At 39.8% G+C, this 22,600-nt stretch carries 20 protein-coding genes and 1 tRNA gene; 9 read left to right on the top strand and 12 right to left on the bottom strand.

The genetic code is table 11. From position 1 onward, the window contains the following. Window positions 1–32 precede the first annotated feature (32 nt). The 6 genes from gltX to H6G75_RS03435 form a co-directional block, all read right to left on the bottom strand. The gene (gltX, locus tag H6G75_RS03460; protein ID WP_190978589.1) at window positions 33–1,469 is read right to left on the bottom strand and encodes a glutamate--tRNA ligase; all 1,437 of its coding nucleotides are present in this window, start codon (window positions 1,467–1,469) and stop codon (window positions 33–35) included. A 268-nt stretch (window positions 1,470–1,737) separates the two neighbouring features. Beyond that, window positions 1,738–1,811, bottom strand: a tRNA-Asp gene (locus H6G75_RS03455). A 149-nt stretch (window positions 1,812–1,960) separates the two neighbouring features. Beyond that, window positions 1,961–3,487, bottom strand: coding sequence for a protein kinase domain-containing protein (locus H6G75_RS03450; protein WP_190978588.1), 1,527 nt, complete (start codon window positions 3,485–3,487; stop codon window positions 1,961–1,963). A 57-nt stretch (window positions 3,488–3,544) separates the two neighbouring features. Beyond that, on the bottom strand, window positions 3,545–5,140 hold the full coding sequence (locus H6G75_RS03445; RefSeq protein ID WP_190978587.1) for a serine/threonine-protein kinase: 1,596 nt from the start codon (window positions 5,138–5,140) through the stop codon (window positions 3,545–3,547). A gap of 331 nt (window positions 5,141–5,471) precedes the next feature. Next, on the bottom strand, window positions 5,472–6,653 hold the full coding sequence (locus H6G75_RS03440; protein WP_190978586.1) for an esterase-like activity of phytase family protein: 1,182 nt from the start codon (window positions 6,651–6,653) through the stop codon (window positions 5,472–5,474). A 115-nt stretch (window positions 6,654–6,768) separates the two neighbouring features. Then, window positions 6,769–7,137: a PleD family two-component system response regulator gene (locus tag H6G75_RS03435; protein WP_190978585.1), complete on the bottom strand. Its 369-nt coding sequence runs from the start codon at window positions 7,135–7,137 to the stop codon at window positions 6,769–6,771. A gap of 269 nt (window positions 7,138–7,406) precedes the next feature. On the opposite strand from H6G75_RS03435, the gene H6G75_RS03430 reads away from it, so the two are divergent. Continuing rightward, window positions 7,407–8,063 carry a response regulator transcription factor gene (locus H6G75_RS03430; RefSeq protein ID WP_190978584.1) on the top strand — a complete coding sequence of 219 codons (657 nt, stop codon included), beginning with the start codon at window positions 7,407–7,409 and terminating at the stop codon, window positions 8,061–8,063. A 38-nt stretch (window positions 8,064–8,101) separates the two neighbouring features. On the opposite strand, the gene H6G75_RS03425 is transcribed toward H6G75_RS03430, so the two are convergent. Beyond that, entirely contained in the window at window positions 8,102–9,589 is a 1,488-nt protein-coding gene (locus H6G75_RS03425; protein ID WP_190978583.1) for a TM0106 family RecB-like putative nuclease, read from the bottom strand. A 130-nt stretch (window positions 9,590–9,719) separates the two neighbouring features. Between H6G75_RS03425 and H6G75_RS03420 the strand changes: the two genes are divergently transcribed. After that, on the top strand, window positions 9,720–10,907 hold the full coding sequence (locus H6G75_RS03420) for an aminotransferase class V-fold PLP-dependent enzyme (RefSeq protein WP_190978582.1): 1,188 nt from the start codon (window positions 9,720–9,722) through the stop codon (window positions 10,905–10,907). 61 nt (window positions 10,908–10,968) lie between these two features. Continuing rightward, window positions 10,969–12,045 carry a glycosyl transferase gene (locus H6G75_RS03415; protein WP_190978581.1) on the top strand — a complete coding sequence of 359 codons (1,077 nt, stop codon included), beginning with the start codon at window positions 10,969–10,971 and terminating at the stop codon, window positions 12,043–12,045. A gap of 110 nt (window positions 12,046–12,155) precedes the next feature. On the opposite strand, the gene H6G75_RS03410 is transcribed toward H6G75_RS03415, so the two are convergent. From H6G75_RS03410 to purS, 3 genes are all read right to left on the bottom strand, one after another. Further along, complete coding sequence (locus H6G75_RS03410) at window positions 12,156–14,105, bottom strand: type I restriction enzyme HsdR N-terminal domain-containing protein (protein WP_190978580.1); 1,950 nt, start codon at window positions 14,103–14,105, stop codon at window positions 12,156–12,158. A gap of 366 nt (window positions 14,106–14,471) precedes the next feature. Then, window positions 14,472–15,149 carry a phosphoribosylformylglycinamidine synthase subunit PurQ gene (purQ, locus tag H6G75_RS03405; protein ID WP_190978579.1) on the bottom strand — a complete coding sequence of 226 codons (678 nt, stop codon included), beginning with the start codon at window positions 15,147–15,149 and terminating at the stop codon, window positions 14,472–14,474. Between the two features lie 109 nt (window positions 15,150–15,258). Then, entirely contained in the window at window positions 15,259–15,537 is a 279-nt protein-coding gene (gene purS, locus H6G75_RS03400; RefSeq protein WP_062297125.1) for a phosphoribosylformylglycinamidine synthase subunit PurS, read from the bottom strand. Between the two features lie 145 nt (window positions 15,538–15,682). Between purS and H6G75_RS03395 the strand changes: the two genes are divergently transcribed. Further along, window positions 15,683–16,069 (top strand): Fur family transcriptional regulator, encoded by a 387-nt coding sequence (locus H6G75_RS03395; RefSeq protein WP_190978578.1) that lies wholly within the window; start codon window positions 15,683–15,685, stop codon window positions 16,067–16,069. Window positions 16,070–16,572: 503 nt separating this feature from the next. Here H6G75_RS03395 and acs read toward each other — a convergent pair. After that, window positions 16,573–18,546, bottom strand: a complete 1,974-nt coding sequence (gene acs / locus H6G75_RS03390) for an acetate--CoA ligase (RefSeq protein ID WP_190978577.1) — start codon at window positions 18,544–18,546, stop codon at window positions 16,573–16,575. A gap of 219 nt (window positions 18,547–18,765) precedes the next feature. Next, window positions 18,766–19,560 (bottom strand): class I SAM-dependent methyltransferase, encoded by a 795-nt coding sequence (locus H6G75_RS03385; RefSeq protein WP_190978576.1) that lies wholly within the window; start codon window positions 19,558–19,560, stop codon window positions 18,766–18,768. A 140-nt stretch (window positions 19,561–19,700) separates the two neighbouring features. Between H6G75_RS03385 and H6G75_RS03380 the strand changes: the two genes are divergently transcribed. From H6G75_RS03380 to H6G75_RS03360, 5 genes are all read left to right on the top strand, one after another. Then, entirely contained in the window at window positions 19,701–19,964 is a 264-nt protein-coding gene (locus H6G75_RS03380; RefSeq protein WP_242051441.1) for a hypothetical protein, read from the top strand. A gap of 172 nt (window positions 19,965–20,136) precedes the next feature. Further along, entirely contained in the window at window positions 20,137–20,301 is a 165-nt protein-coding gene (locus H6G75_RS03375) for a hypothetical protein (protein ID WP_190978575.1), read from the top strand. A 69-nt stretch (window positions 20,302–20,370) separates the two neighbouring features. Further along, on the top strand, window positions 20,371–21,063 hold the full coding sequence (locus H6G75_RS03370) for a hypothetical protein (protein ID WP_190978574.1): 693 nt from the start codon (window positions 20,371–20,373) through the stop codon (window positions 21,061–21,063). Between the two features lie 43 nt (window positions 21,064–21,106). Then, window positions 21,107–21,529: a hypothetical protein gene (locus H6G75_RS03365; RefSeq protein WP_190978573.1), complete on the top strand. Its 423-nt coding sequence runs from the start codon at window positions 21,107–21,109 to the stop codon at window positions 21,527–21,529. Between the two features lie 311 nt (window positions 21,530–21,840). Beyond that, window positions 21,841–22,560, top strand: a complete 720-nt coding sequence (locus H6G75_RS03360) for a TerC family protein (RefSeq protein WP_190978572.1) — start codon at window positions 21,841–21,843, stop codon at window positions 22,558–22,560. Window positions 22,561–22,600 lie beyond the last annotated feature (40 nt).

Raw genomic sequence — 22,600 nt, 5'->3', positions numbered from 1 at the left:
TAAAGACTTAATTACGAATTACGAATTATGAATTACAAACTAATTGCTTGATTCAACCTTGCCTTATCTAAACCAAGGTGATTCAGCAGTAACCAAGATTGGATCAGGTCTGGGCCATGAACATCGCCGGTTAAAGCGACACGGAGCGATCGCATCACTAAGCCTTTCTTGACGTTTTGTTGTTTCACTACCTGTTTAATAATTTCTTGGGCAATGGCTTCTGTAAATTCGGGTTGATTTTCTAAAGCCGCAAGTATGGCACTCAACACAGCAGAAGCACCTTCTTGTTGCAGTTGTTTACTGCCCTCTTCGCTTAATTCTACGGTATCGCTGAAAAAGAGTTTGCTCATCTCTACAGCTTCCACCAAACGAGTCAGGCTAGGGCCGATTAAAGCAACTAACTGTTCTAACCAAGGACGTTCTCGCGCCTCTAAGTTATATCCAGCTTCTTGCCAAACAGGTATTAGCAAATCTGTCAGCTTATCCACTGGCATATTGTGGATATATTGACTGTTGAGCCAATCTAGTTTTGCCCAGTCAAATTTAGCACCAGCTTTATTCACCCGCTCAAAGCTAAATTCTTTAGCAGCACCCTCTAGGGTGAAGATTTCTTGAGTAGAATCTGGTGGCGACCAACCCAATAAAGTCATGTAGTTGACCAAGGCTTCGGCGGTGAAACCCAATTTCTGAAAGTCGGAAATCGAAGTCACACCATCCCGCTTGGATAACTTGCGCCCATCCATATTCAAAATCAGGGGTGAGTGGGCAAATACCGGGGCTGCTGCACCTAAAGCTTCATATAACAGAATTTGCTTGGCGGTGTTAGCTATGTGGTCTTCGCCGCGAATGACATGGGTAATTTGCATATCAATGTCGTCAACTACCACCACAAAATTGTACAGTGGTTGACCAATGCCATCTGCGGAAGCACGGGCAATGACCATATCCCCACCAAGGTCACTCCCGCGCCACACCATTTTGTCACGTACCAAGTCATTCCAGACAATTTCGCGGTCATCATCGATTTTGAACCGGATGACAAAGCTACGTCCCTCGGCTTGGAATGCGGCTTCTTGTTCTGGGGTGAGGTTACGATGACGGTTATCGTAGCGGGGTGCTTCACCTTTAGCTTTTTGAGCTTCACGCAACGCCTCTAATTCTTCTGGGGTGGTGTAGCAGCGATAAGCTAATCCTTGATCTAACAGTTTTTTGACTGCTGTTTTGTACAAATCCAGGCGCTGGGATTGGAAAAACGGGCCTTCGTCCCAGTTGAGTCCCAGCCAGCGTAATCCCGCTAATATATTGTCGGTGTATTCGGGACGCGATCGCTCTAGGTCTGTGTCTTCAATACGTAAAATAAACTTACCCCCGTGGTGGTGGGCAAATAACCAGTTAAATACAGCAGTTCTGGCTGTACCAATATGTAAATTTCCAGTTGGGCTTGGTGCAATACGGACTCTAACAGTCACAGTTAATTCTCTCTTTCACAAAGCATGATTAATTTAAAGCAAAATTCAGCATCAATATATAGTGGCGGAAAAAGACCCGCAACTAATTTTAGACTGCTTTATTGATTGCTAAATTTTCAATTTAGCGTGGTGTTTCACCACTGATAACACACGGCGACTAAGCAAGTTTCGCTCTAGGGGTATAGGTTTCTAGAATTATTACTTCGTTATGCCAAGTTCCTGATGATAAGTTATTTTTTACATCAGCATTCAGAAGTTTGGCTTTTAACGGGACTGACGGGGCTCGAACCCGCAACTTCCGCCGTGACAGGGCGGTGCTCTAACCAATTGAACTACAGTCCCTTAATTTGCAACTTTATCAGTATCGCTCTTTTTTTGAGCTTTGTCAAGTGCTTTTTTTGCGTTGGCTTTTGAGGCGGCTGCGTTTTCACTTAACAATTTACTATTATAGCGTTTAAAATAATTTTAGCAAGGGGTTGCTGATTTAATTTTTAAGTTGAGGAAGCAGCTGCAACCTGTAATTGAGAGGATAGGTGTTCTAGTATCTGAGATTGGATTTGCTTGTACTGCTGCTTGAGCAGATTCTTACTCGTCTGGACTTGATCAGAGTGTGGCAAGATTTTGCTTTGTTCGAGCCACTGTGTTAATCTTTGGCGCTGGGTATTAGTAATGTGCGTGTTCAACACCGTCACACAGTTGTGGGGTAGTTCTAAGGTAAAGCAAATCAAGGAGTAGCGCCTATGTTCGATCAAAGCTGCAACCAGTTCTTGGTTTTGGGAATTCTGCATATCTAAATAGCAAGGTAGCCATTTCGGGCCGAGTTCGGAATCGTAAAGCAACGTAATCCACAGCAGCATCGGGTGTGGCGTTGTGATAAATACAAAATGGTTATAACGCTGACACAGAATCCGTTTTTTGATTTCTTGTCTAGGTAACATCAGCCACAAAGCTGGTAAATTCCCTTGGGGTGTGGGGAAAAGTTGGGGAAAGACAATTTCTTGAATGGGTTTATTGGATGGCCAGACAAGTTTAGCAAAGTTGGTTTTCAGAGTTGGAGGTAAATCAACACCAACCTTTAAATGAGGATTGTATGTGGAAGTTAAAGGTGTGGGTAAACTCTGACAGCTTGATTTTTCTAGACTGTCTAAGACTTGCAAAATTTCTGCCATATTTTGCGGGCGATCGCCTGGTTTTTTTTCCAAGCAAGCCATGATTAAATTGTTGAGTTGTGGGGGTAATGTGAGGTCGGGACTAACAGAGGCGATCGCTTGTGGTGCTTCAAAGTTATGGGCTTTATACCAAGCACCAAATAAATCTGTTTCTGGCTGCCAAGGTTTAGACCCAGTCAGCATTTCATACATCATCACACCCAAGCTATAAATATCGGAACGACCATCAATTTCTACACCTTCTAATTGTTCAGGAGAACAATAGGGTAAAGTACCGTTAAACCCTCTGTTAGTATGAACTGTGTTTGTATAATTAATAAATTTAGCAATACCAAAATCGAGGATTTTTACTAATTTTCCTAAAATTGGATCTGGTAAAACCAAGATATTTGCTGGTTTAACATCTCGATGCACTAAGGCATAAACTTTGCCATCAATATTAATTCCTTGGTGGGCGCATTGTAAGCCTAAACAAATCTGACGTATCAAAATTAAAAACTTAGGTAATGGTATCGGTATTAAATCTTTTAAGCTTTTACCATTGAGATATTCCATAACATAAAATGGCTTACCTTCGGCACTTACTCCATAATCATAAGCCCGCACAATATGAAGACTTTTTTGACTTAAAGCAGCACTTAACATTGCTTCTCGCGCAAAGTCTTGGTGCATTTTTTCACTACAAAATTTTTGAGTTAAAAATTTGACTGCAACAGGTGTTCCCCCTAGTAAAATATCATCGGCTAAAAAAACTTCACCCATACCACCACTACCAATCAACTGTTTCAGCTGATAGCGATTGGCCAGCAATCCTGTAACCCGTGGAGAGATGAATGCACTATGATTCACTTTTACAACCTCTAAATATTACCGCAATTAAATAATTAAAATTTATTTCATATTTTATTAAGGCAATGCCAAAATTTGGCGAATTTTATCAAAAATTTGAGACAGCCAAGCTCTAAAACCCAGTTTGGCAATTTGTTGTCTTTCTACTAGTTTTTGTAAAATTTCTGATTTTAACTTTTGGTACTCTGCTTTTAAAATAGTTTTAGCTTGTTCCGATGCGATCGCTTCATTATATTTTTGCTCTATTTCTAACCAATCTGTCAGTTGTTGTCTTTGTTTGGCTGTCAGAGTTAGGGTCATCACATTAGCACATTTAGTTGGTTCTTCCAATGCGAAAAAGAGTAAGTGGTAGTAGCCTCTATCTGCTAATAGTTGAGCAATTCTTTGACCTCTCTTATCTTTTAAATCTAAGAAATAAGAGAGCCATTTTGTCAGAGAGTATTGAGCATTGTATAACACTGTCACCCATAACAGCATTGGGTATAAATTCATTTTGTCGATAAATTCTGTACTGTGATATTTATCACAAAAATTAATTATTTCTTGTTTGGGTAACATTGCCCAAAAAGTAGGAATAACACCTTGGGTAGTATGTAGTAAATGAGGAAAACCAATTGAAGCAATAGGCTTATTTTTTGGCCATATTTTTTGTAAACATTCTTTTTCTGATATTGAAGTTACAGGAACTAAGTTAGCCGTAGGTTCCAAGTTATTACTATCAATTTCTAGAGCTGCATCTCTTGCTACCTGGCGCTTAATTTTCTCTAGAACAACTAAAATTTGACTAATAGTTTGTGGACGTTCAGTAACTTCTTTGGCAAGACAAGTTAATAATAATTTTTTTAATGCTTGGGGTATTTTGACATCAGGGTTAATTTCTTCTGGTGTTGGTGGAGTTTGGAAACGATGAGCCTGATACCAACTCCCAAAAGTGTTACTGTCTGTTTTAAATGGGTGTTTTCCTGTCAACATTTCAAACATTAATACACCCAAACTGTAAATATCAGAGCGTACATCTAAGAGTTTTCGTCCTTCCATGTGTTCTGGAGAACAATAAGGTAAACTCCCAATAAAAGAATCAGTCAGCGTCATACCGCTGCGTTCTGTTAAAAATTTAGCAATGCCAAAATCAAGGATTTTTACAACTTCACCTTGTTGTGCATCATCAATAATAAAGATATTTTCTGGCTTAATATCTCGATGCACAATCGGATAAATTTCCCCTTTTAAACTAATACCTTGATGGGCGCACTGTAAGCCTAAGCAAATTTGCTGACAAATATCGATAAATTTTACCAGGTTTAATGGTTGTACCTTCAAAATCTGCTTGAGATTTTTACCTTGAAGATATTCCATGACATAAAATGGCGTTTTATCATCTGTCATGCCATAGCTTAATACCTGAACAATATTTTTGCTTTTACGACCTAACTGAGCGCCAATAAAAATCTCTCTAGCAAAGCGTTGCGATATTTGCTGGTTTCCCAAACTTAGCATTAAAATTTTGACAGCTACTAAAATGCCTCCTTTCGCTGCATCTTCTGCTAAATAAACCCTTCCCATCCCGCCTTTGCCAATCAAATCTTTTATTAAATAGCGATTATTTAAAAACTTTCCAATATAAATATCTATGTCGGTTTTAGGCACTACCATATTTGGAAATGTCACGCTATAAAATTTGAAAATCAATATTGCTCAAGCTTTTATTGTAACCATTAATAAGTTTACTTAATTTAGAGAATCAATTATAAGTTATAAAACTCACTTTAAGAGGGAATAAAGGTTTAATAAAACACTAATTGATTGTTCTGCAAAATTGCTTAAACATTATGTAACATATTCATTAAGAAAATAAATGAGAAAATCCACTGAAACCAAGAATAGCCGGAAGATATCAAGCCTCGGATAACAGTAAATCCACGGTTAAAATTTATGCTCACTCAAAGTAGTTCTTAGAGAGGCTGAAAGCACATTTCCAGATAATCTACCAACTGAAAAAACCTAGCATCCTCCGGAACCATCTAATAATAGGTGGTTCGATTTTAAGTTGAAAAGCTAAAAACTGAGTACGCTGTAGAGAATTAAAATTATTATCGCTGACTAGAATTAATGAACGCTGTCCATTAGGTAGCCAAGGGCCGAGTGTTAACCCTTCCAGATTATCTAGGGCTACGTCTAGGGTTCGCAAATCGAACAAAAGTTTTTTCTTTACTGGATGAATATTTCTGGAGGTGCGGAAAAGGCTGTCAATATTGCGAATATCATCAGCATCTGCTGAGGAAACTTGAAATAAAAAAATCGCAAATCCTAACCCCGTAAACGACCTTTCTAAACTTAAAAAGTGTCCTTGATTATCTAAGGCGAGTAAATCTGGTAAACCGCTGGCAAACTTACCAGTTATATCTAGTAATGGTGCGACTGGTTCAGTTTGGTACAAAAATTCACTTTCTGGCTGCTGGGTGAAGAGATTATATTGTAAAATCCGGCAAGGTGTACCAACATTTGGCTTTGCCACTGAACCATCTTGAATTAAGGCATTTTCAGTTGCGGTGAATAAATGCTGATGATTGGGGGTAATAGTCAGACTTTCAAAAGCTAAATTATTGCGAATGCCCATTTTAGCTTGTTTATCTGGTAAGAATTTTCTCGGTATCTTGAGTGTGGTCATACTTTTCCCAGAAGCTAAGGAAAACTCTTTGATAAAAGGATTAATTAATTTTTCTCTATCTCCTTCAGAGGAGATAAAAACAGTATCTTGATTAGTTAAAGCAATTCCTTCTGTGTCGGTGGTTCCAGGGAGAAAGTTTTTTCCATCTTCATTTAAGAGCATTGTTACGCCCACAGGCACAACATCACTATTTTCTAGCAAACCTTTGCTCAAATCGATTTTAAAAGTATAGAAACGTGCGGGGGCTTTTTGCCCTCTATCGTCGGAAATAGCATAATAAAGGTCATTTTTGGCATCGTAGGTAATGCCTGATAAACCACCGACTTCAGTTTTTTGAAAAGATAATCCTTTGGGTAATATTGCCTCTCCGATGAAGTCTATACTGCTGATTTCAACAGTATTTGAGGAAGAATAAATCATTAAAATTGTGACAACTAAAATCCCAATTCCTAAATAAATAATTTTGGGTAATTGCCAAACTTTTTTAACTATTTTCATGTTGATGACCTTACAAGAGTAGGCGATCGCAGATAGCCATTTAATTCACCCATAGTAAACGAGCAGGTGATTTTATTAACATAACAAGTGGGACTGAGTAAAAACTTTGGTGAGACTAATTAGGATTGAGTACTTGGTTGATGGTTTGGATCAGTTCCTGGGGTTGAAACGGTTTGCTGATGTAGGCGATCGCACCCATCTTTAGCCCCCAGTAGTGATCAGACATACCGGCATTGGAGGAACAGAAGATGACAGGCACTGCCTGAGTTTCAGGATTACGTTTGATTTTGCGGCAGACTTCATAACCATTTAACCGAGGCATAACTATATCAAGAATGATAATATCTGGGCGATCACATTGAATTTGCTCCAGAGCTTCTATGCCATCACAGGCAGTCTTAACATCAAAGGCATTTGCTTTCAGTAATTCTTCTAAGAGATGACGTTGAGTGTAGCTATCTTCGACAACCAGGACAGTACTCATTTGATTTACTCCATTCAATGAGTTCATCCTAAAGAAACTAGATACAGAAAACATGAGACATCCGTCCCCATTTCAACTAGGTCTAAAGTCCTAGTAACAAATAGGACAGCAGAATCTTGCGACTGGAGGAAGAAAAGGTTAGGGTTAAGGGAATCATCCGAATTGAAATTAGTAAGCTATTAAGCGTGCAGTTTAAATGACGATTAGCTTATAGCTTTCAAATCCAGGTATATTGTCCGGTTTATTTTTTCAGTCATTCTTCTTAACCCATGCCGCCCATTCGTGTGCTGATTGTTGATGACCAAACCCTAATCCGTCGGGCGTTGTCCTTATTGCTGGTCGAAGATCCCCAACTGGAATTAGTGGGGGAAGCGGAAAGCGCAGAAGTGGCGATCGCTCAGATGGAAATTCTGAAACCAGACGTGATTCTCATGGATATTGTCATGCCAGGAATGGGAGGCGTTGAAGCTACCAGAGTGATTTACCAACAATTTCCAGAGATAAAAATTTTAGTACTTAGCATTGATGATGATGATGAGAATATTGCTCAGGCAATGCGGTATGGAGCAGCAGGTTATCTGTTAAAAAATACCCCTGTAGAAGAATTGTCTCTGGCAATCCAGGCAGTTCACAAAGGCTATACCCAATTAGGGCCGGGCGTAGGACGAAAGTTAATTCAGCGTATACCCGATCCTGGGATTAATCCAGATGTCGAGTGGAAAAAACTCACTCGCCGCGAACAGGAAATTGTGCGCTTGATTGGCAAAGGAGCGAATAATCGTGAAATTGCAGAGGTGCTGTTTATTTCTGAAAAAACGGTCAAAAACCATATTACCAATATCTTGAGTCGTTTGAATTTGCGCGATCGCCTCCAGATTGCTTTATTTGCCACATCAAACCCCATTTATATGACCAGCAAAGCTTGATATTAACATTCGACCAAAAGCAGACAAAACCACAACCATTAAAGGATGAGTGGGTTCACAACTATTTCATCTTGAAAAAAATTTACTAGCCAATCTTTGACACTGCGAGTTGCGTGACAGTCGTCTTCGTTGTAGCGTTGGATGATTTCCAAGAAAGAGCGATCGCCTGTTGCTAACCATTGATCATACCAGTAGATACATTTAGCGCCACTGGCTTCTTTATCGCGCCACTCAAAGCCTAACCATCGCGCAATTACTTTTAGGGCATAACTTTCTACAGGTAAGGCCACACTTTGAATTAATTGTTCGTAGACATCTACAAATCTATTTAAAACAGGATTAACTAAAGATTTTGGTGTGTGGTATAGCTTGGCTAATCTTTTCACTGTGTCAAATTCGTAAACACAAAAATGATAAATTGGTGCGTCGGGATATTGCCAAACTAAGTTAATAAATTGTCGCCAAACTAATTCTTCATCTTCTGGATTTTCCGCTAAAAAAGAATGAAATTGTTGTGTATTATTTTGTCTATCAACAACTAAAACACCTAAAAGATAATCTAAATCTAAATCTGGCTGGGCTTCAATATCAAAATACAGTTCTACAGGAGCAGTAAAGGTCAGTTCTGCTGGCGGTAAGGAAGTTGGTAAAATTAACGGACGTTGCTCAATAACAGCTTGGGCTTGAATAGTTAACTTGGTTGCTACTACACTATCAAACCCTGGTAAGTCTTCTAAGATAGTGGGATTTGTATTCGCTAAAGATTCTAGGGTGGTGAGGGAAAGGGTTTGGAGTTGGGCGTAGCGGACGGGTGTGACTCCTGGTAATAGAGAAAGATGTTTTTGTGCTTGGGCGATCGCATAACATTGACTATGCCAGTGGCAAAGATTACACTTTTGCCGTGAAATAAACATCTCTGGAGGTTCTGGTGATTTGATTGCTGCAATGAACTCCTCTAGAATTTGCAACATCTGGGGTGTCCATTTCGCCAAATCTACGGGATAGCTAATGTCTTTGGTACGTAAGATTAACCAAGCTTTATCAGGGGTGACTCCCTGAATTGTGGCTAAGGCTTGGGCGTGAAATGCTGACACAACTTGATATTCTTGTTTGGGACGTTTACCGAGTTCCATATTCGCAGGAACATACATCCAATCACCAAAGCAAGACTCTCCTGACTGTTTTACCAGTAAATCTGGACGGCTGAGGAGTGTATAGTTTTCGCTGGCGGTTTCTACCCAGTCTTGATAATTGCTTAACAGTACTCCCTGGTAAATATACTCAACACCACGCTGCATTAATTCTAATGTGGCGGCTTGGGCTGCTTCCCGATTTCCTTGGGGATATTGCGGTTTTTCATAGTCAAACCCTGCCAAAATCCCTTGATGATAGATAACTTTGTCTTGTTGCAATTTAGACAACAAGTCATTCGGTGCATCTCTCAGGCTTTTGTCAGCATTAATATCTAAAATTGGTCGGCGTTTACAGCGTTGGTATTGTAGTAAATGTTCAGCATTAATCAACATTCATTTAAGCTAACAATAATTGTGGCTTTTTGGGGTTGAGATCAAGGTTACAGGTTACAGAAATTATTCTGTTTACTTGTCACTGTTCCCTAAACCCAGGGTTGAGAGTAAAAATATTGAGATTCGACACATGACTAGTGTTTCTGCTATCCAAACCGACTTGCATCACCATCGAGAGCAATTTCCTGCTTTAGCTAATAAGCTTTATTTTAACTACGGTGGACAAGGGCCGTTACCCAAACAGGCAATTGAAGCCATAATTCAAACTGAAACTCATATTCAGCAGCTAGGCCCTTTTGGTAATGAAGTTGGACGCTGGATAGGTTCTTATATCCAAACTATCAAACAAGCGATCGCCACGGAACTCAACGCCCCCCCAGAAACTATCACCCTGACAGAAAATGTGACTGTGGGCTGTAATATTCCTTTGTGGGGTATTGATTGGCATCCAGGCGACCATCTATTATTGTCGGACTGTGAACATCAAGGGGTAATTGCCGCAGCTAAAGAAATTGGGCGACGGTTTCATGTAGAAGTTACCACCTGTCCGTTAATGGCAACTTTAAATGATGGTGATCCTGTGGCGGTTATTGCCCAAAATTTACGCCCCAATACCCGCTTAGTAATTCTCAGCCACGTCCTTTGGAATACTGGTCAAGTTTTACCCCTTGACAGAATTATAGAAGTATGCAGAGATAACCATTCTTTAATATTAGTAGATGCTGCCCAATCTGTGGGTTTATTACCGTTAAATTTAACTCAGTTGGGGGCAGATTTTTATGCGTTTACTGGGCATAAATGGTGGTGTGGCCCTGCTGGGGTGGGTGGGTTATATGTCAAACCAGAAGCCTTAGAAAAACTTGCGCCGACATTTATTGGTTGGCGTGGTGTGATTAAAGATAGTCAAGGACAGCCGATAGATTTGTTTCGTGATGGCCGGAGATATGAAGTCGGGACATCGGCTTATTCATTTTATGCGGGATTGGTAGAGGCGATCGCCCTGCATCAACAATGGGGTACAGCCGAGGAACGTTATCAACAAATTTGCCGCAACAGTGAATATCTCTGGCGTAAATTATCCGCCTTACCGCAAATTAAATGTCTGCGAACTTCCGCGCCGGAAAGCGGTTTAGTTTCCTTTCAATTTGTGCAGCATGATTCTCAAACTAGTTTCAAATTAGTGCAGTTTTTGGAAAATAACAAGATATTCACCCGCACAATTGCTAAACCTGATTGTGTTCGCGCCACCGTTCACTACTTTACTTTAGAGTCAGAAATGGATGAGTTAGTCGAACAAATAGATAAGTTTAGTCAATAGTCAAACAAACGACTAAATAATTAATATCTCATACTTCATACTTCACACTTCATACTTTTCTATGAAACGTCCTATCTTATACGTAGCTATCACTAATCATGGTTTTGGTCATGCTACTCGCACGGCATCGGTAGCGGCAACTATTCAAAAGTTGTGTCCTGATGTACTTTTAATTATGGTGACGACTGCACCGCGTTGGCTGCTGGAGTCATATATAGAAGGTGATTTTATCCATCGTCCCCGCGCTTTTGATTTGGGTGTTATACAAGCTGATAGTTTGACAATGGATAAAGACGCAACTTTAGCAAAATTATTAGAAATTAAAAAGCAGCAAAATTCTTTAATTGCATCGGAAGTTAATTTTATTAGACAGAATCGGGTTGATTTAATTTTGGCTGATATTCCTTTTCTTGCGCCTTTATTTGCCAAAGCCGCAAATATTCCTTGTTGGATGATGAGTAACTTCGGTTGGGATTTGATCTACAGAGATTGGGGTGGTGAATTTGTCGCGATCGCAGATTGGATTAGTGAGTGTTATTCTAAGTGCGATCGCTTATTTCGTTTACCATTTCATGAATCAATGTCGGCTTTTGAAAATATCACCAATGTGGGTTTAACAGGTGGTTCACCCCGCTATTCTGCTGATGAATTACGCGCTAACTGGGACATAACTGCACCACAAGATAAAACTATTTTACTCACCTTTGGCGGCTTAGGTTTACAACAAATACCTTACGAAAATTTGCAAAATTTCCCAGATTGGCAATTTATCACCTTTGACAAATCTGCACCGGATTTACCAAATTTAGTCAAAATTCATGATAATAAATATCGCCCTGTAGATTTTATGCCAATTTGTGGACGGGTAGTTTCTAAACCGGGTTATGGTACTTTTTCCGAGGCGACACGCTTAGAAGTTCCTTTGGTGACGATTCCCCGTGATGATTTTGCCGAAGCCAGTTATCTTTTAAAGGGAATTACTAATTACAACCATCATCAAATTGTCACCCCCGCAGAATTTTTTACAGGTGATTGGAATTTCCTCCATGAATTACCCCAACCACCACAACAAAGCCAAAAAATTGCCAAGGATGGAAATGAGGCGATCGCTCAGGCTATTATCGAGCAAATAAGGTAGGCTTTTGATGAGATGAGGGGACGAGGGAGACAAGGGGGACAAGGTAGACAAGGTAGACAAGGGAAAGGGAATTTTATTTCAAAACCCTGACACCCCTAAATCTCTACAACTTATTTACCACCGGAGTTGATGCGTGTGCGATAAGGATAGATATGGCGCATTTCAAAGCGACATTGTTCCCATAGTGGTAATAATGCTTGTTTGGCTACATTTAATTGCCCTTGCGAATGATTAATTTTGCCATTTTCGATAATCCAAATCAACACTCTGGTAATTAAATCTGCTTCACAACTAGGGATATATTTGCAATTATTTATCTTGGCAACTTGGTTATCTAAACAATAAATAACATCTTTAAAATTCCAAATTTCTTGTCTGGATATCTCGGCTGAGGGATGTTTCCAGATGATTTTTTGTAAGTTCATTGTGATATAATCCAAACCTGCGATCGCAGCATCGGTATTCCTCACTAAATCGGTGAATACTTGATAATATTGCTGTAAACAACCAGTGGCAATATTTACAATATATGCCTTTAACCATACTTGGATATCTCGCAGATAAGGCAGAAAATCTTTAACATCATTTATTTCTTTAAATGCTGTATGTTGACTGGGGTAATTTAAGATATTTTTCTCTAAGTCAAATTCTAAAACTTGAAACTTTTGCGAGTGATAACTCACCACTTGCGGAATATATTTTTCGATTAACCAAGTTTTTGTATACTTAGCTGTCCATGTACCTCTTATCCCGATATCTTCTTGCCAAGAATTAAGGTTACTGCTTTCTAATGTGGCGATGTGACTATCGTTTATTTCGTACAATATATCAACTTGATTATTAGATAACGCCGAGTAAGCATTACTGAAACGTGGCACAATAAAAGCATGATCCCTAATTCCCCGACTGATGCGAATAGAGGTATGATCTTGGTCAAATACATGCCATTCTGACTTACCTTGAGCGTAATTAAATTTTTTAATAAAATTGTGCATAATTTTCCAGAGTTTTACATCCACAGAAAATAGATGAAAGCCTCTAACATCGGGAAATTCGACAAATTTAAAATCCCAGGTTTCTAAATAATTTTCAAATTCAATAATTTTATTTTGATATGTCTGACAAACAACATCCACACATAAACATAAATCTGCCGCTTCTAATTCAGATACAATGACTGTTGTTTGTCCTAAATAAGCCTCAAACGTATCTGCATCTATTTGTTTTAAAAAATGACGACAACCCCATTCAGGCTTAGTGCAGAGTCCTGTCATTAATTGACCTAAAATTTGCTGATGGTTGAGGGAAATTTTTAAACCTCTCAGCATTACGCTACTAAATTGAATTACACAATCACCCTTGCCAAAAGCTTGTGGTAAATTGCACTCTATCAGCACTTTTGGCTTAACAACAGTTAAGTGACTACCTTTTTTTAATAAACCAGGTTCAAACTCAGCCTTTTCTAAAATATGACTAAATTCTTGATGTCGTCTTAAATATTTTTCTATGTTGCTAAATTCAGGAGATTTAAAATTATTGACTGTAGTTTTAGGAATTTTTCTAACTAAATCGAAATTAAGCTGATAATAAAGATTTTCAGCAACTTGACTATTTCTCAATGTATCAATTATCCCATCAAATATCAACTCTTCTCGATGATAAGGAAAATATTTGAATACTTTGAGAATATATCCATTAGTAATGATGAAAAATATAGGTTTGAGATAAGTGCTATAAAATTTAGCTTGGGTAATAGCTTCAGAAAAATATTGTGTATTTGGTGCTAAATAGATAATAATTATTAATGATGTGTCGGAATTTTGCCGAATTACATCATCAGTAGCAAAATAAATTTGAGAATTTTTGAGTTTTTTGGCTGGGTTCTCTGAATTTTTATTGGTTAAACTATACTTACTCTGCCGATATGAATCTGGATAACCCAAATATTGAAACATTGGCAAAATAAACTTTTTTTCGACATCTTCTTCAGTTTGTAAAACACGAATATCAAATGCTTGTATCCACCTAATAAATAATTGCAGCGAGTCAGGAATATACATTAGAGAATCCTGCGAATACTCTGTCAGTTGCCACAGAGATTTTAGATTTTGCCAAAAATATTAGATAAATTCTATGTGCGTTGATACAAAAAGGGAGTAAGGAATAGGGAATAGGAAAGCACCTAGCCCCGACGAATAGAATTTGTGGCTATAAAAACAAAGTCCGCACTTCGACAAGCGAGAGTGAACACCTACGCGGACGAACGTAAAATCGAGGATTTTAAACCCGCGCAGGCGGGTTTCGTTTGTATAGCCCCAGACTTTAGTCTGAGGGCTATTTGCTGATACCAATTCTATGAATGAGAAGAGAGACTTTGTATACAACGTCTCCACAACAACTTGCTACAATTCCCAAAAAAGTCAACCCTACACTACAGCAGCGACTTTTTCCAACAATCCTTGAAATAAACTTAACCCATCACTATCACCTAACATCTTATCCGATGCCCTTTCTGGGTGTGGCATCATCCCCAAGACATTGCCTTGGCGATTACAAATTCCTGCAATACTGTTCAGTGAACCATTGGGGTTGCCTCCAGCATAGCGGAACACTACCTGACCATTGTCTTCTATTGCCGATAAAGTGGCTCTATCAGCATAAAAGCGCCCTTCTCCGTGGGCAATGGGTAGAGTGATGGTTTGTTTACTGGTGTAAGCTTGTGTCCAAGGAATATTTGTATTTTCGACTTTTAACGGGACGCGATCGCAAATAAAATGCAAATCTCGATTTCTCGTTAATGCCCCAGGTAACAGCTTGGCTTCAGTTAATACCTGAAACCCGTTACAAATACCGAGAACAAACTTACCCTTTTGCGCGTGTTCAATCACCTGCTGCATCACAGGCGAAAATCGAGCGATCGCACCACAACGTAGGTAATCACCATAACTAAAGCCGCCTGGGATGATAATTACATCCAAATCAGCTATGTCGGTGTCTTGATGCCAAACCATGCGCGTTGGTTGACCTAACAAGTCCCTGGTGACATAAGCAACATCGCGATCGCAATTAGACCCTGGAAAAACAATAACGCCGAATTTTGTCATTTGTTATGTGTCATTGGTCATTGATCATTTGTCATCTGCAAGTAAAAAGTCAAAAGTAAAAAGGCAGAAAATTTAGTCCTTTTTACTTTTACCTTTTACCTTTTGACTTCTAAAACACTCCCGTCTGCGTTTCGACCTCAATCAAGTCAAATCGATAGTTCTCAATTACAGGATTGGCTAACATTTGGTCACAAATGTTATCTAAGTCTCTCCGTGCTTTAGTCTCATCCTGAGAGATGATGGTAAGTTCTATGTACTTACCAATCCGCACGTTTTCCACTGTTTCGTATCCCATCTGCTTGAGACCAGATTGTACAGCCACACCAGCAGGGTCTAGGACTGAAGGACGAAGCGTTACATGAATTTTGGCTAAATACTTCCGTTGCACAGTTTTTTTGCTGAATGCTGCGATCGCTATACTATAACTTTCTGTTCCAACTGAGTGAAAATAAGATTGTGAAACAGTTAAAGTTAATTTATCAGATAGCCAGTATAACAGCTTCCACTACAGTGGCGAATATCCAAAACTACTTATGAGAGCCATACACACCCGCAGTCAAGAGCGGATTTTAAACCTACTTAAAAGCGTCAAACAAGGCATTTCTGCCCAAGATATTTATATTGAATTGCGTAATCGCAATCAAAATATGGGTTTAGCCACAGTTTACCGTTCCTTGGAAGCGTTAAAACTTGAAGGTTTGGTGCAAGTGCGGACTTTAGCTAACGGTGAAGCCCTCTATAGCCTAGTGCAGCAAGACAAACACCATCTCACCTGTCTGCAATGTGGTACGTCAATTCCCATTAACCAATGTCCAGTCCACGACCTGGAAGACCAACTACAAGTAAGCCACAAATTTAAAATTTTCTACCACACTTTAGAATTTTTCGGTTTGTGTGATCAGTGTCAGGTTAGTCAATAGTCATTTGTCCTTTGTTACTAATCTCTGACACTGTTCTCAGTGAGCATACTAATTTAGGTGGACACAATCATTTGGATCTTCATGGGAGGGTTGAGTTAACAGCATCGCATTTATATGGGTAAAAATCCTATCTAGTTCTCCAATTTATTCAAGTTCGATAACTTCTTCTGATGTGATTCTTCCATCCGTGCTTGCAGTTCATCAATAAATTTGAACAGTTGAAATTTATCCAGCTTTTCTATTCTGATACTACCTATTAAGTGTCATACTCAGCACGATACAATTTATCGATATGCTGGCTTGAACATCTTCTCTCAAGATACAAGGGTGCGTTAGAACTAACGTTCATAACGCACCGCAATTTCAGGTGGTGCGTTCGCTACGCGACAACACAACGCCAGTTGTTATAACGGAGGGAACCTCCCTCCGGGTTCGCAGTTCCTTCAAGTCGGCAAAGCAGCCCAACGGACTGCTCACCGCAAAGCACTGGCTCCCCTCCTGATTTACGCACCTTCACGCAATTTATCTAATACGCCACGGTCTTCTAGAGTTGATGTATCACCAGAAACTTCTTGTCCGGCGGCGAGGTTACGCAACAATCGCCGCATAATCTTGCCCGATCGCGTTTTAGGTAAAGCATCGGTAAAGCGGATTTCTCCGGGACGGGCGATCGCGCCAATTTCCTGCACAACGTGTTTTTTCAGTTCTTTACTTAATTCCTCGCTGGCTTGATGCGTACCTTCTAAGGTGACGAACGCCACAACATCCTCACCTTTGAGTTCATCAGGCTTACCCACAACCGCCGCCTCAGCAACGGCTGGGTGAGAAACTAAGGCTGATTCAATTTCCATAGTGCCGAGGCGATGTCCTGAGACATTCAACACATCGTCAACTCGCCCCATCACCCAGAAATAACCATCTTCATCCCGTCTCGCACCATCGCCAGCAAAGTAAGTATACTTGCCATCTTGCGGCGGAATATGTTCCCAATAGGTGCGGCGGAAGCGTTCAGGATCGCCGTAAACAGTCCGCATCATTCCCGGCCAAGGATGGCGCACTGCCAAATAGCCGCCTTCGTTATCACCTAAAGAATTACCTTCCAAATCTACTATGTCTGCCAAAATTCCAGGGAAGGGACGCGTCGCGGAACCGGGTTTGGTGGGAATTGCCCCTGGTAGGGGTGTAATCATAATTCCACCTGTTTCAGTTTGCCACCAAGTATCGACAATTGGGCAGCGATCGCCACCAATTACCCGGTGATACCACATCCAAGCTTCGGGGTTAATTGGTTCGCCAACGGTTCCCAACAACCGCAGCGAAGACAAGTTACGGGTTTTGGGATGGTGTTCACCCATTTTAATAAATGCCCGAATTGCCGTTGGTGCAGTGTAGAAAATATTCACGCCGTATTTTTCAATCACATCCCAGAAGCAGCCAGGGTTGGAAGCACGGGGCGCACCTTCATACATCAGCGTGGTTGCACCGTTAGATAAAGGCCCATAAACAATGTAACTATGTCCGGTAATCCAACCCACATCGGCAGTACACCAATAAACATCAGTGTCTTGCAGGTCGAATATCCACTTGGTGGTCATGTGGGTGTACAAGTTATACCCAGCAGTCGTATGCACAACGCCTTTGGGTTTGCCTGTACTGCCAGAAGTGTAGAGAATAAACAGCATATCTTCGCTGTCCATTGGTTCCGCCGGACAATCAGCCGAGACACCTTTTTGTAAATCGTGCCACCAATGGTCACGTCCGCCCAACTGCATATAAATATCTTGTCCGGTGCGTTTGACTACCAAGACATTTTCTACAGAAGGAACAGCGCCATCTGCCAAAGCTTTATCGACTTGTTCTTTCAGGGGAACGATCGCATCTTTACGCCAACCACCATCAGCTGTAATCACTAATTTAGCTTGGGCATCAATCAAGCGATCGCGTAAAGCTTCGGCACTAAAACCACCAAATACCACACTATGGGGTGCGCCAATTCTCGCACAAGCTAACATAGCGATCGCCGCTTCTGGTATCATCGGCATATAAATACCGACGCGATCGCCTTTTTGGACTCCCAACTGCTTCAACACATTGGCAAATTGGCACACTTCTCGATGTAGTTGGGCGTAAGTTAAAGTCCGGGAATCCCCTGGTTCACCTTCCCAAATTAACGCCGCTTTATTCTTGCGCCAGGTGGTAAGATGTCTATCTAAACAGTTGTAAGAAATATTCGTCTTACCGCCGACAAACCACTTAGCAAACGGTGGTTGCCAATCTAAAACGGTGTGCCATTTTTCAAACCAATGCAATTCTGATTCGGCTAAATCTGCCCAAAATTTTTCCGGGTCAGCCTTGGCTTTATCGTAGAGTTGTTGATAATCTTCTAAGCTTTTAATATGGGCGTTTTGCGAGAATCCCGCAGCCGGATGGAATAAACGCTTCTCTTGTAGGATTGATTCTATAGTTGGTTGAGACATAGTTGATCAGCACAATCACTATATGTTAGTAAAAACCATTCTTAACCTAGTTAGGCTCTCCAAAGTTTAGATTTTCATTAAGCTGGGTGGAAAATGCTGAGTTATTAGTCATTTTCTGCGTCTGTGTGTCTTCCTCATTCCCCTAACACATAGAATTTTTCCTCCCCTGCTTCTCCTGTTTTCCCTAACGATGAGATATTTTATTACTTGTTTAGATGCTTATGCTTTACGAGCAACAACGTAGTAAATTAACTCCTCATGCCATACACCCTGCTCAGTTTCTAGTGCAGCAATCTCATCATCATAACTCGCTTTAATCTGACGAATTTTTTGGGGTTCTAATTGTCGTAACGGATTATCAATATGTGTCCAGAATTGCCCATTCCATTTACTTTGGGCTTTTTCTAAACTGAGATAAGTCCCCATCTGTCGAGGATGAATTTCAATTTGGGTAAATTTGGCTTGAGTTAATAAGTTTTGAATTCGCTGTGGTGTTCCCAATGGTTCGTGTAAATTTGGAAGTTTGATTCCATGTTCTGCACAGGCTTCTACAATCGACAATGCTAAATATGAATCTTCAGAGGAACAGGTAAATGCAATGAATCCACCGAACTTGAGAAAACGATACCAATTTTCAAAAATCTTAGGAATGTTAGGGAAAAGTACGATCGCATAAGAACAATAGATTGCGTCAAATTTATCTGGTTCAGCCTGATATACTTGTGCATCGACTTCAATTAGCTCAATATTGGATAAGTTTTTAGCTTGAATTTTCTGTTGAGCAATTTTGAGTAGCTCTGTTGCGATGTCAATTCCAATTACAGAACCACTTGTACCAACTTTATGAGCAGATGCGATCGCAATATTTCCCGTTCCTGTTGCCACATCCAAAACACATTGCCCAGGATATGGAGTTGCGTAGTCTAAAAGTGCAATTGCCCGATTGAGAGTGAAATCGTTATCATAATTTTTCCTTCCATTGTAATGATCGATGATTTCCTGTTTATATGTCATAAATAACAACAGTTTAAAATAACAAAGGCAAATCAAATAGTCTGAAATTAAGGCTTTAACATTTAAGGATAGACTATTTTACTTATTCAGAATTAAATTACCCAATCATTTCTTACAACCCTATTTAGCATTGTAAAACTATGCCGCTAATTCTCGAAGCTAGTAACTTATCACTCAACGATGTTCATCGCTTGCTGAAACTCGAAAAGCTGGCAAATGGTTCATTTACAGACTTTTTAAGTTTAGAACCAGTCTCTGAGCTTGAACAGCAGGATTTATTGCGAATCAGAAATGACTTTGAGCGTTACTCTAGTGAGGGTAAAATTTCTGAAGGATTAGTTAAATTTTTAACACTAGCGCCATTAATGCGGCTGGCTGGATTTATGATGTGCCGATTCGGTTAACAATGGAAGATAGTGTGGCGATCGCAGTCTAAGATGAAAACAGAAGAATTACCGGACGGATGGATATTTTAGCCGTCAATAACTCTCAAACTCATACCAAGGTAAATATCAGCCAATTACACCCACCCCAGAAGGCAAACTCTGGAGTTAGCAGTTAGAACTGTATCTCGGCGTGTATGAGAGCAAATTAAGATACTTTACTACTGACAATCAGTTAGCCCCCACACCAGAAGAAAAAGTTCAACAAGCCGAAACCCTCGCCCAGCAAGCACAAGCTGAAGTTACTCGGTTCAGGGAGATTTTACTAGCGCAAGGTCTTGACCCCGACAATATTTAATAGCATCATGAAGGTAATACGAAGTTTTTTAAATAGAATAAGTATTATTGACCAAAAGCAGGACATCATTTGCAAGCGAAAGAGATTAAGGAGCAGTTAAAATTACTTATCGAGGAAGCATCCTCGGTAGATCAGAATCTAGCGAGAAAATTGCATGAAATTAATCGTTGGGTTAAAGATATTAAGTTAGGTTCCCTGACGGCAAAACCTTTGGTTCTGGCATTCCTGTTGGAAGTAATTACGGATTCTACTATTTGGTTAATGATTAAATCATTACCTTCCCAAGCAGAACAACAAGCAAAGTTTGCCCAAATGACAGCAAATGAACGATATTGGTATAGTTATCTTTTTCCTAAATGGATTAATGCAACTGACGCTAAATTTTATATTTGGAAACAAAAATTAATGTCGGGTGAATTTAATCAAGTTGATGATGATATTATTAAATCTATAGCGCAAGATATTGTGAGTCGTGAAGGTAGTTTTTGGCAGCGGTATATTGCCGACCTATCGATGGCAACAGATTTAATTGTCAGCAGTCGCAACAATCAACCTTTATGTATTCAAGTTACCAGTGTATCGCAAGAATTGAGCAATCAAAAATATCATGATTGGAAAAGTACACTTAACTCATGGGAGATAGAAAGAGGCTTGTTTGTTAGTTATAATCCAAAAGATGCGAATTTCATTAATCAGTTAGTCAACGTTGCTTTGTATAACAGTGATTATCTTGCGGAAGGCAAATATCTGAAATTTGCCTGATTTTTGATGTATTTCATACAGTTAACTGCTTATCACAGCTTTTATGCCTAACCAAAGTGAAACTGCAAGCTACGAAGGACAATTAGATAAATTTGCTCAAGCTTTAGCAAAAGCCCGCAAAATGCAGCAAGATTGGCTAACTTATGGTTTAGACTTTGTGCATATCTACGTTGAAGATGTTAATGGAGATTGGCTAGAAACCTGGGAACATGACGAAATTTTAGGTAATCAGTTATTAGATGCAATTAAAGAATTTTTGGTGAGTGATGATATTTTAGCTCTCCAGGTGAGACAGCAATTAGGTGAAAAATCGCTGTTTGATTTTGCAGTTAACTTAGCAGCTTGTGAGCGAATTGCTGAAGAAAGTGAGCGGTTATCTGCGGTGATTAATTTATTAGCTGATGATGTGGATAATATAAATGTTGAGAGTTTAGCAGCGAATCTTGTAGAAAAATTTTTTAGCTGAAAATTACCTTGTCTGGCATCAGAAGCTCAGTGGTATTATACCCAACCTCAGACAATAACGAAAATTCCCACTTGTAGAGGCGGATTTCGGGAGATTGCCAATAGTTGGTTGCTAACATAAAGAACTTTCAAACATTCTCTGAAAGTTGTGTATAATGAACAACATTTAAACAGCAATGTAAAATACTTTTAGATGCGATCGCAGCAATTATGCAGCTTTTACAAGTTAAGCTGGATAAAAGTAGCGATTGATTGCGCTTTTTATAGAAAAAACATTCTGTTAGTTTTTATTTTTTGCTTGAGAACCCCGGAATGCTAGACAGCATATTTGATTATCTCCACTTTCATTTCAGCGTCGAAGCCCCTATAGTCCTGCTAATTCTGGTGTTTTTAGAGGCGGTGCTATCGGCTGACAATGCGATCGCCCTTGCTGCGATCGCCCAAGGACTAGAAGACAAGGAACTAGAAGGTAAGGCGCTGAACTTTGGTTTAGTAATTGCCTATGTATTGCGGATTTCCCTGATTTTGACCGCTACTTGGGTACAAAATTTCTGGCAATTTGAACTGTTAGGTGCGGCTTACTTGCTGTGGCTGGTATTCCAACACTTTACCTCAGAAGAAACAGAAGACTCTCACCATCATGGGCCGAGGTTTAAAACTGTTTTACAAGCCATCCCGGTGATTGCATTTACAGACTTGGCATTTTCTTTAGATAGCGTCACCACCGCGATCGCAGTTTCCCAAGAAAGATGGTTAGTCTTAACTGGTGCCACTATAGGGATTATTACACTGCGATTTATGGCTGGCTTGTTTATTCGTTGGTTAGATGAATATGCCAACCTCGAAGATGCAGGTTATGTAACTGTGGCGTTCGTGGGTTTGCGTTTGCTCTTAAAAGTGATCAACGATGATTTAGTGCCACCAGAATGGTTAATGATCACTGCGATCGCTCTGATTTTAGCTTGGGGCTTTTCTAAACGGAATCCCGCCCCATTACCCCAAGCCGAACCGGAGAAAACCGAAGTAAAGTAAAAAGTAAAAAATTAAAAGGCAAAAGTAAAAAGAAATTTTT

Origin of the sequence: Nostoc sp. FACHB-280 (genome assembly GCF_014697615.1) — a bacterium.
Taxonomy (GTDB): domain Bacteria; phylum Cyanobacteriota; class Cyanobacteriia; order Cyanobacteriales; family Nostocaceae; genus Nostoc_B.
Note: the sequence above shows the minus strand (reverse complement) of the source record. Positions and strands in the feature narration are given on the sequence as shown.

What these genes read in the sequence shown, in the direction of transcription:
- purQ (WP_190978579.1), bottom strand. Translation starts at nt 15,149, where the DNA reads ATGACAAAATTCGGCGTTATTGTTTTTCCAGGGTCTAATTGCGATCGC.
- H6G75_RS03380 (WP_242051441.1), top strand. Translation starts at nt 19,701, where the DNA reads ATGCCGCTAATTCTCGAAGCTAGTAACTTATCACTCAACGATGTTCAT.
- H6G75_RS03360 (WP_190978572.1), top strand. Translation starts at nt 21,841, where the DNA reads ATGCTAGACAGCATATTTGATTATCTCCACTTTCATTTCAGCGTCGAA.
- H6G75_RS03410 (WP_190978580.1), bottom strand. Translation starts at nt 14,105, where the DNA reads ATGTATATTCCTGACTCGCTGCAATTATTTATTAGGTGGATACAAGCA.
- H6G75_RS03440 (WP_190978586.1), bottom strand. Translation starts at nt 6,653, where the DNA reads ATGAAAATAGTTAAAAAAGTTTGGCAATTACCCAAAATTATTTATTTA.
- H6G75_RS03385 (WP_190978576.1), bottom strand. Translation starts at nt 19,560, where the DNA reads ATGACATATAAACAGGAAATCATCGATCATTACAATGGAAGGAAAAAT.
- acs (WP_190978577.1), bottom strand. Translation starts at nt 18,546, where the DNA reads ATGTCTCAACCAACTATAGAATCAATCCTACAAGAGAAGCGTTTATTC.
- H6G75_RS03430 (WP_190978584.1), top strand. Translation starts at nt 7,407, where the DNA reads ATGCCGCCCATTCGTGTGCTGATTGTTGATGACCAAACCCTAATCCGT.
- H6G75_RS03415 (WP_190978581.1), top strand. Translation starts at nt 10,969, where the DNA reads ATGAAACGTCCTATCTTATACGTAGCTATCACTAATCATGGTTTTGGT.
- H6G75_RS03420 (WP_190978582.1), top strand. Translation starts at nt 9,720, where the DNA reads ATGACTAGTGTTTCTGCTATCCAAACCGACTTGCATCACCATCGAGAG.
- H6G75_RS03395 (WP_190978578.1), top strand. Translation starts at nt 15,683, where the DNA reads ATGAGAGCCATACACACCCGCAGTCAAGAGCGGATTTTAAACCTACTT.
- H6G75_RS03445 (WP_190978587.1), bottom strand. Translation starts at nt 5,140, where the DNA reads ATGGTAGTGCCTAAAACCGACATAGATATTTATATTGGAAAGTTTTTA.
- H6G75_RS03365 (WP_190978573.1), top strand. Translation starts at nt 21,107, where the DNA reads ATGCCTAACCAAAGTGAAACTGCAAGCTACGAAGGACAATTAGATAAA.
- H6G75_RS03435 (WP_190978585.1), bottom strand. Translation starts at nt 7,137, where the DNA reads ATGAGTACTGTCCTGGTTGTCGAAGATAGCTACACTCAACGTCATCTC.
- H6G75_RS03425 (WP_190978583.1), bottom strand. Translation starts at nt 9,589, where the DNA reads ATGTTGATTAATGCTGAACATTTACTACAATACCAACGCTGTAAACGC.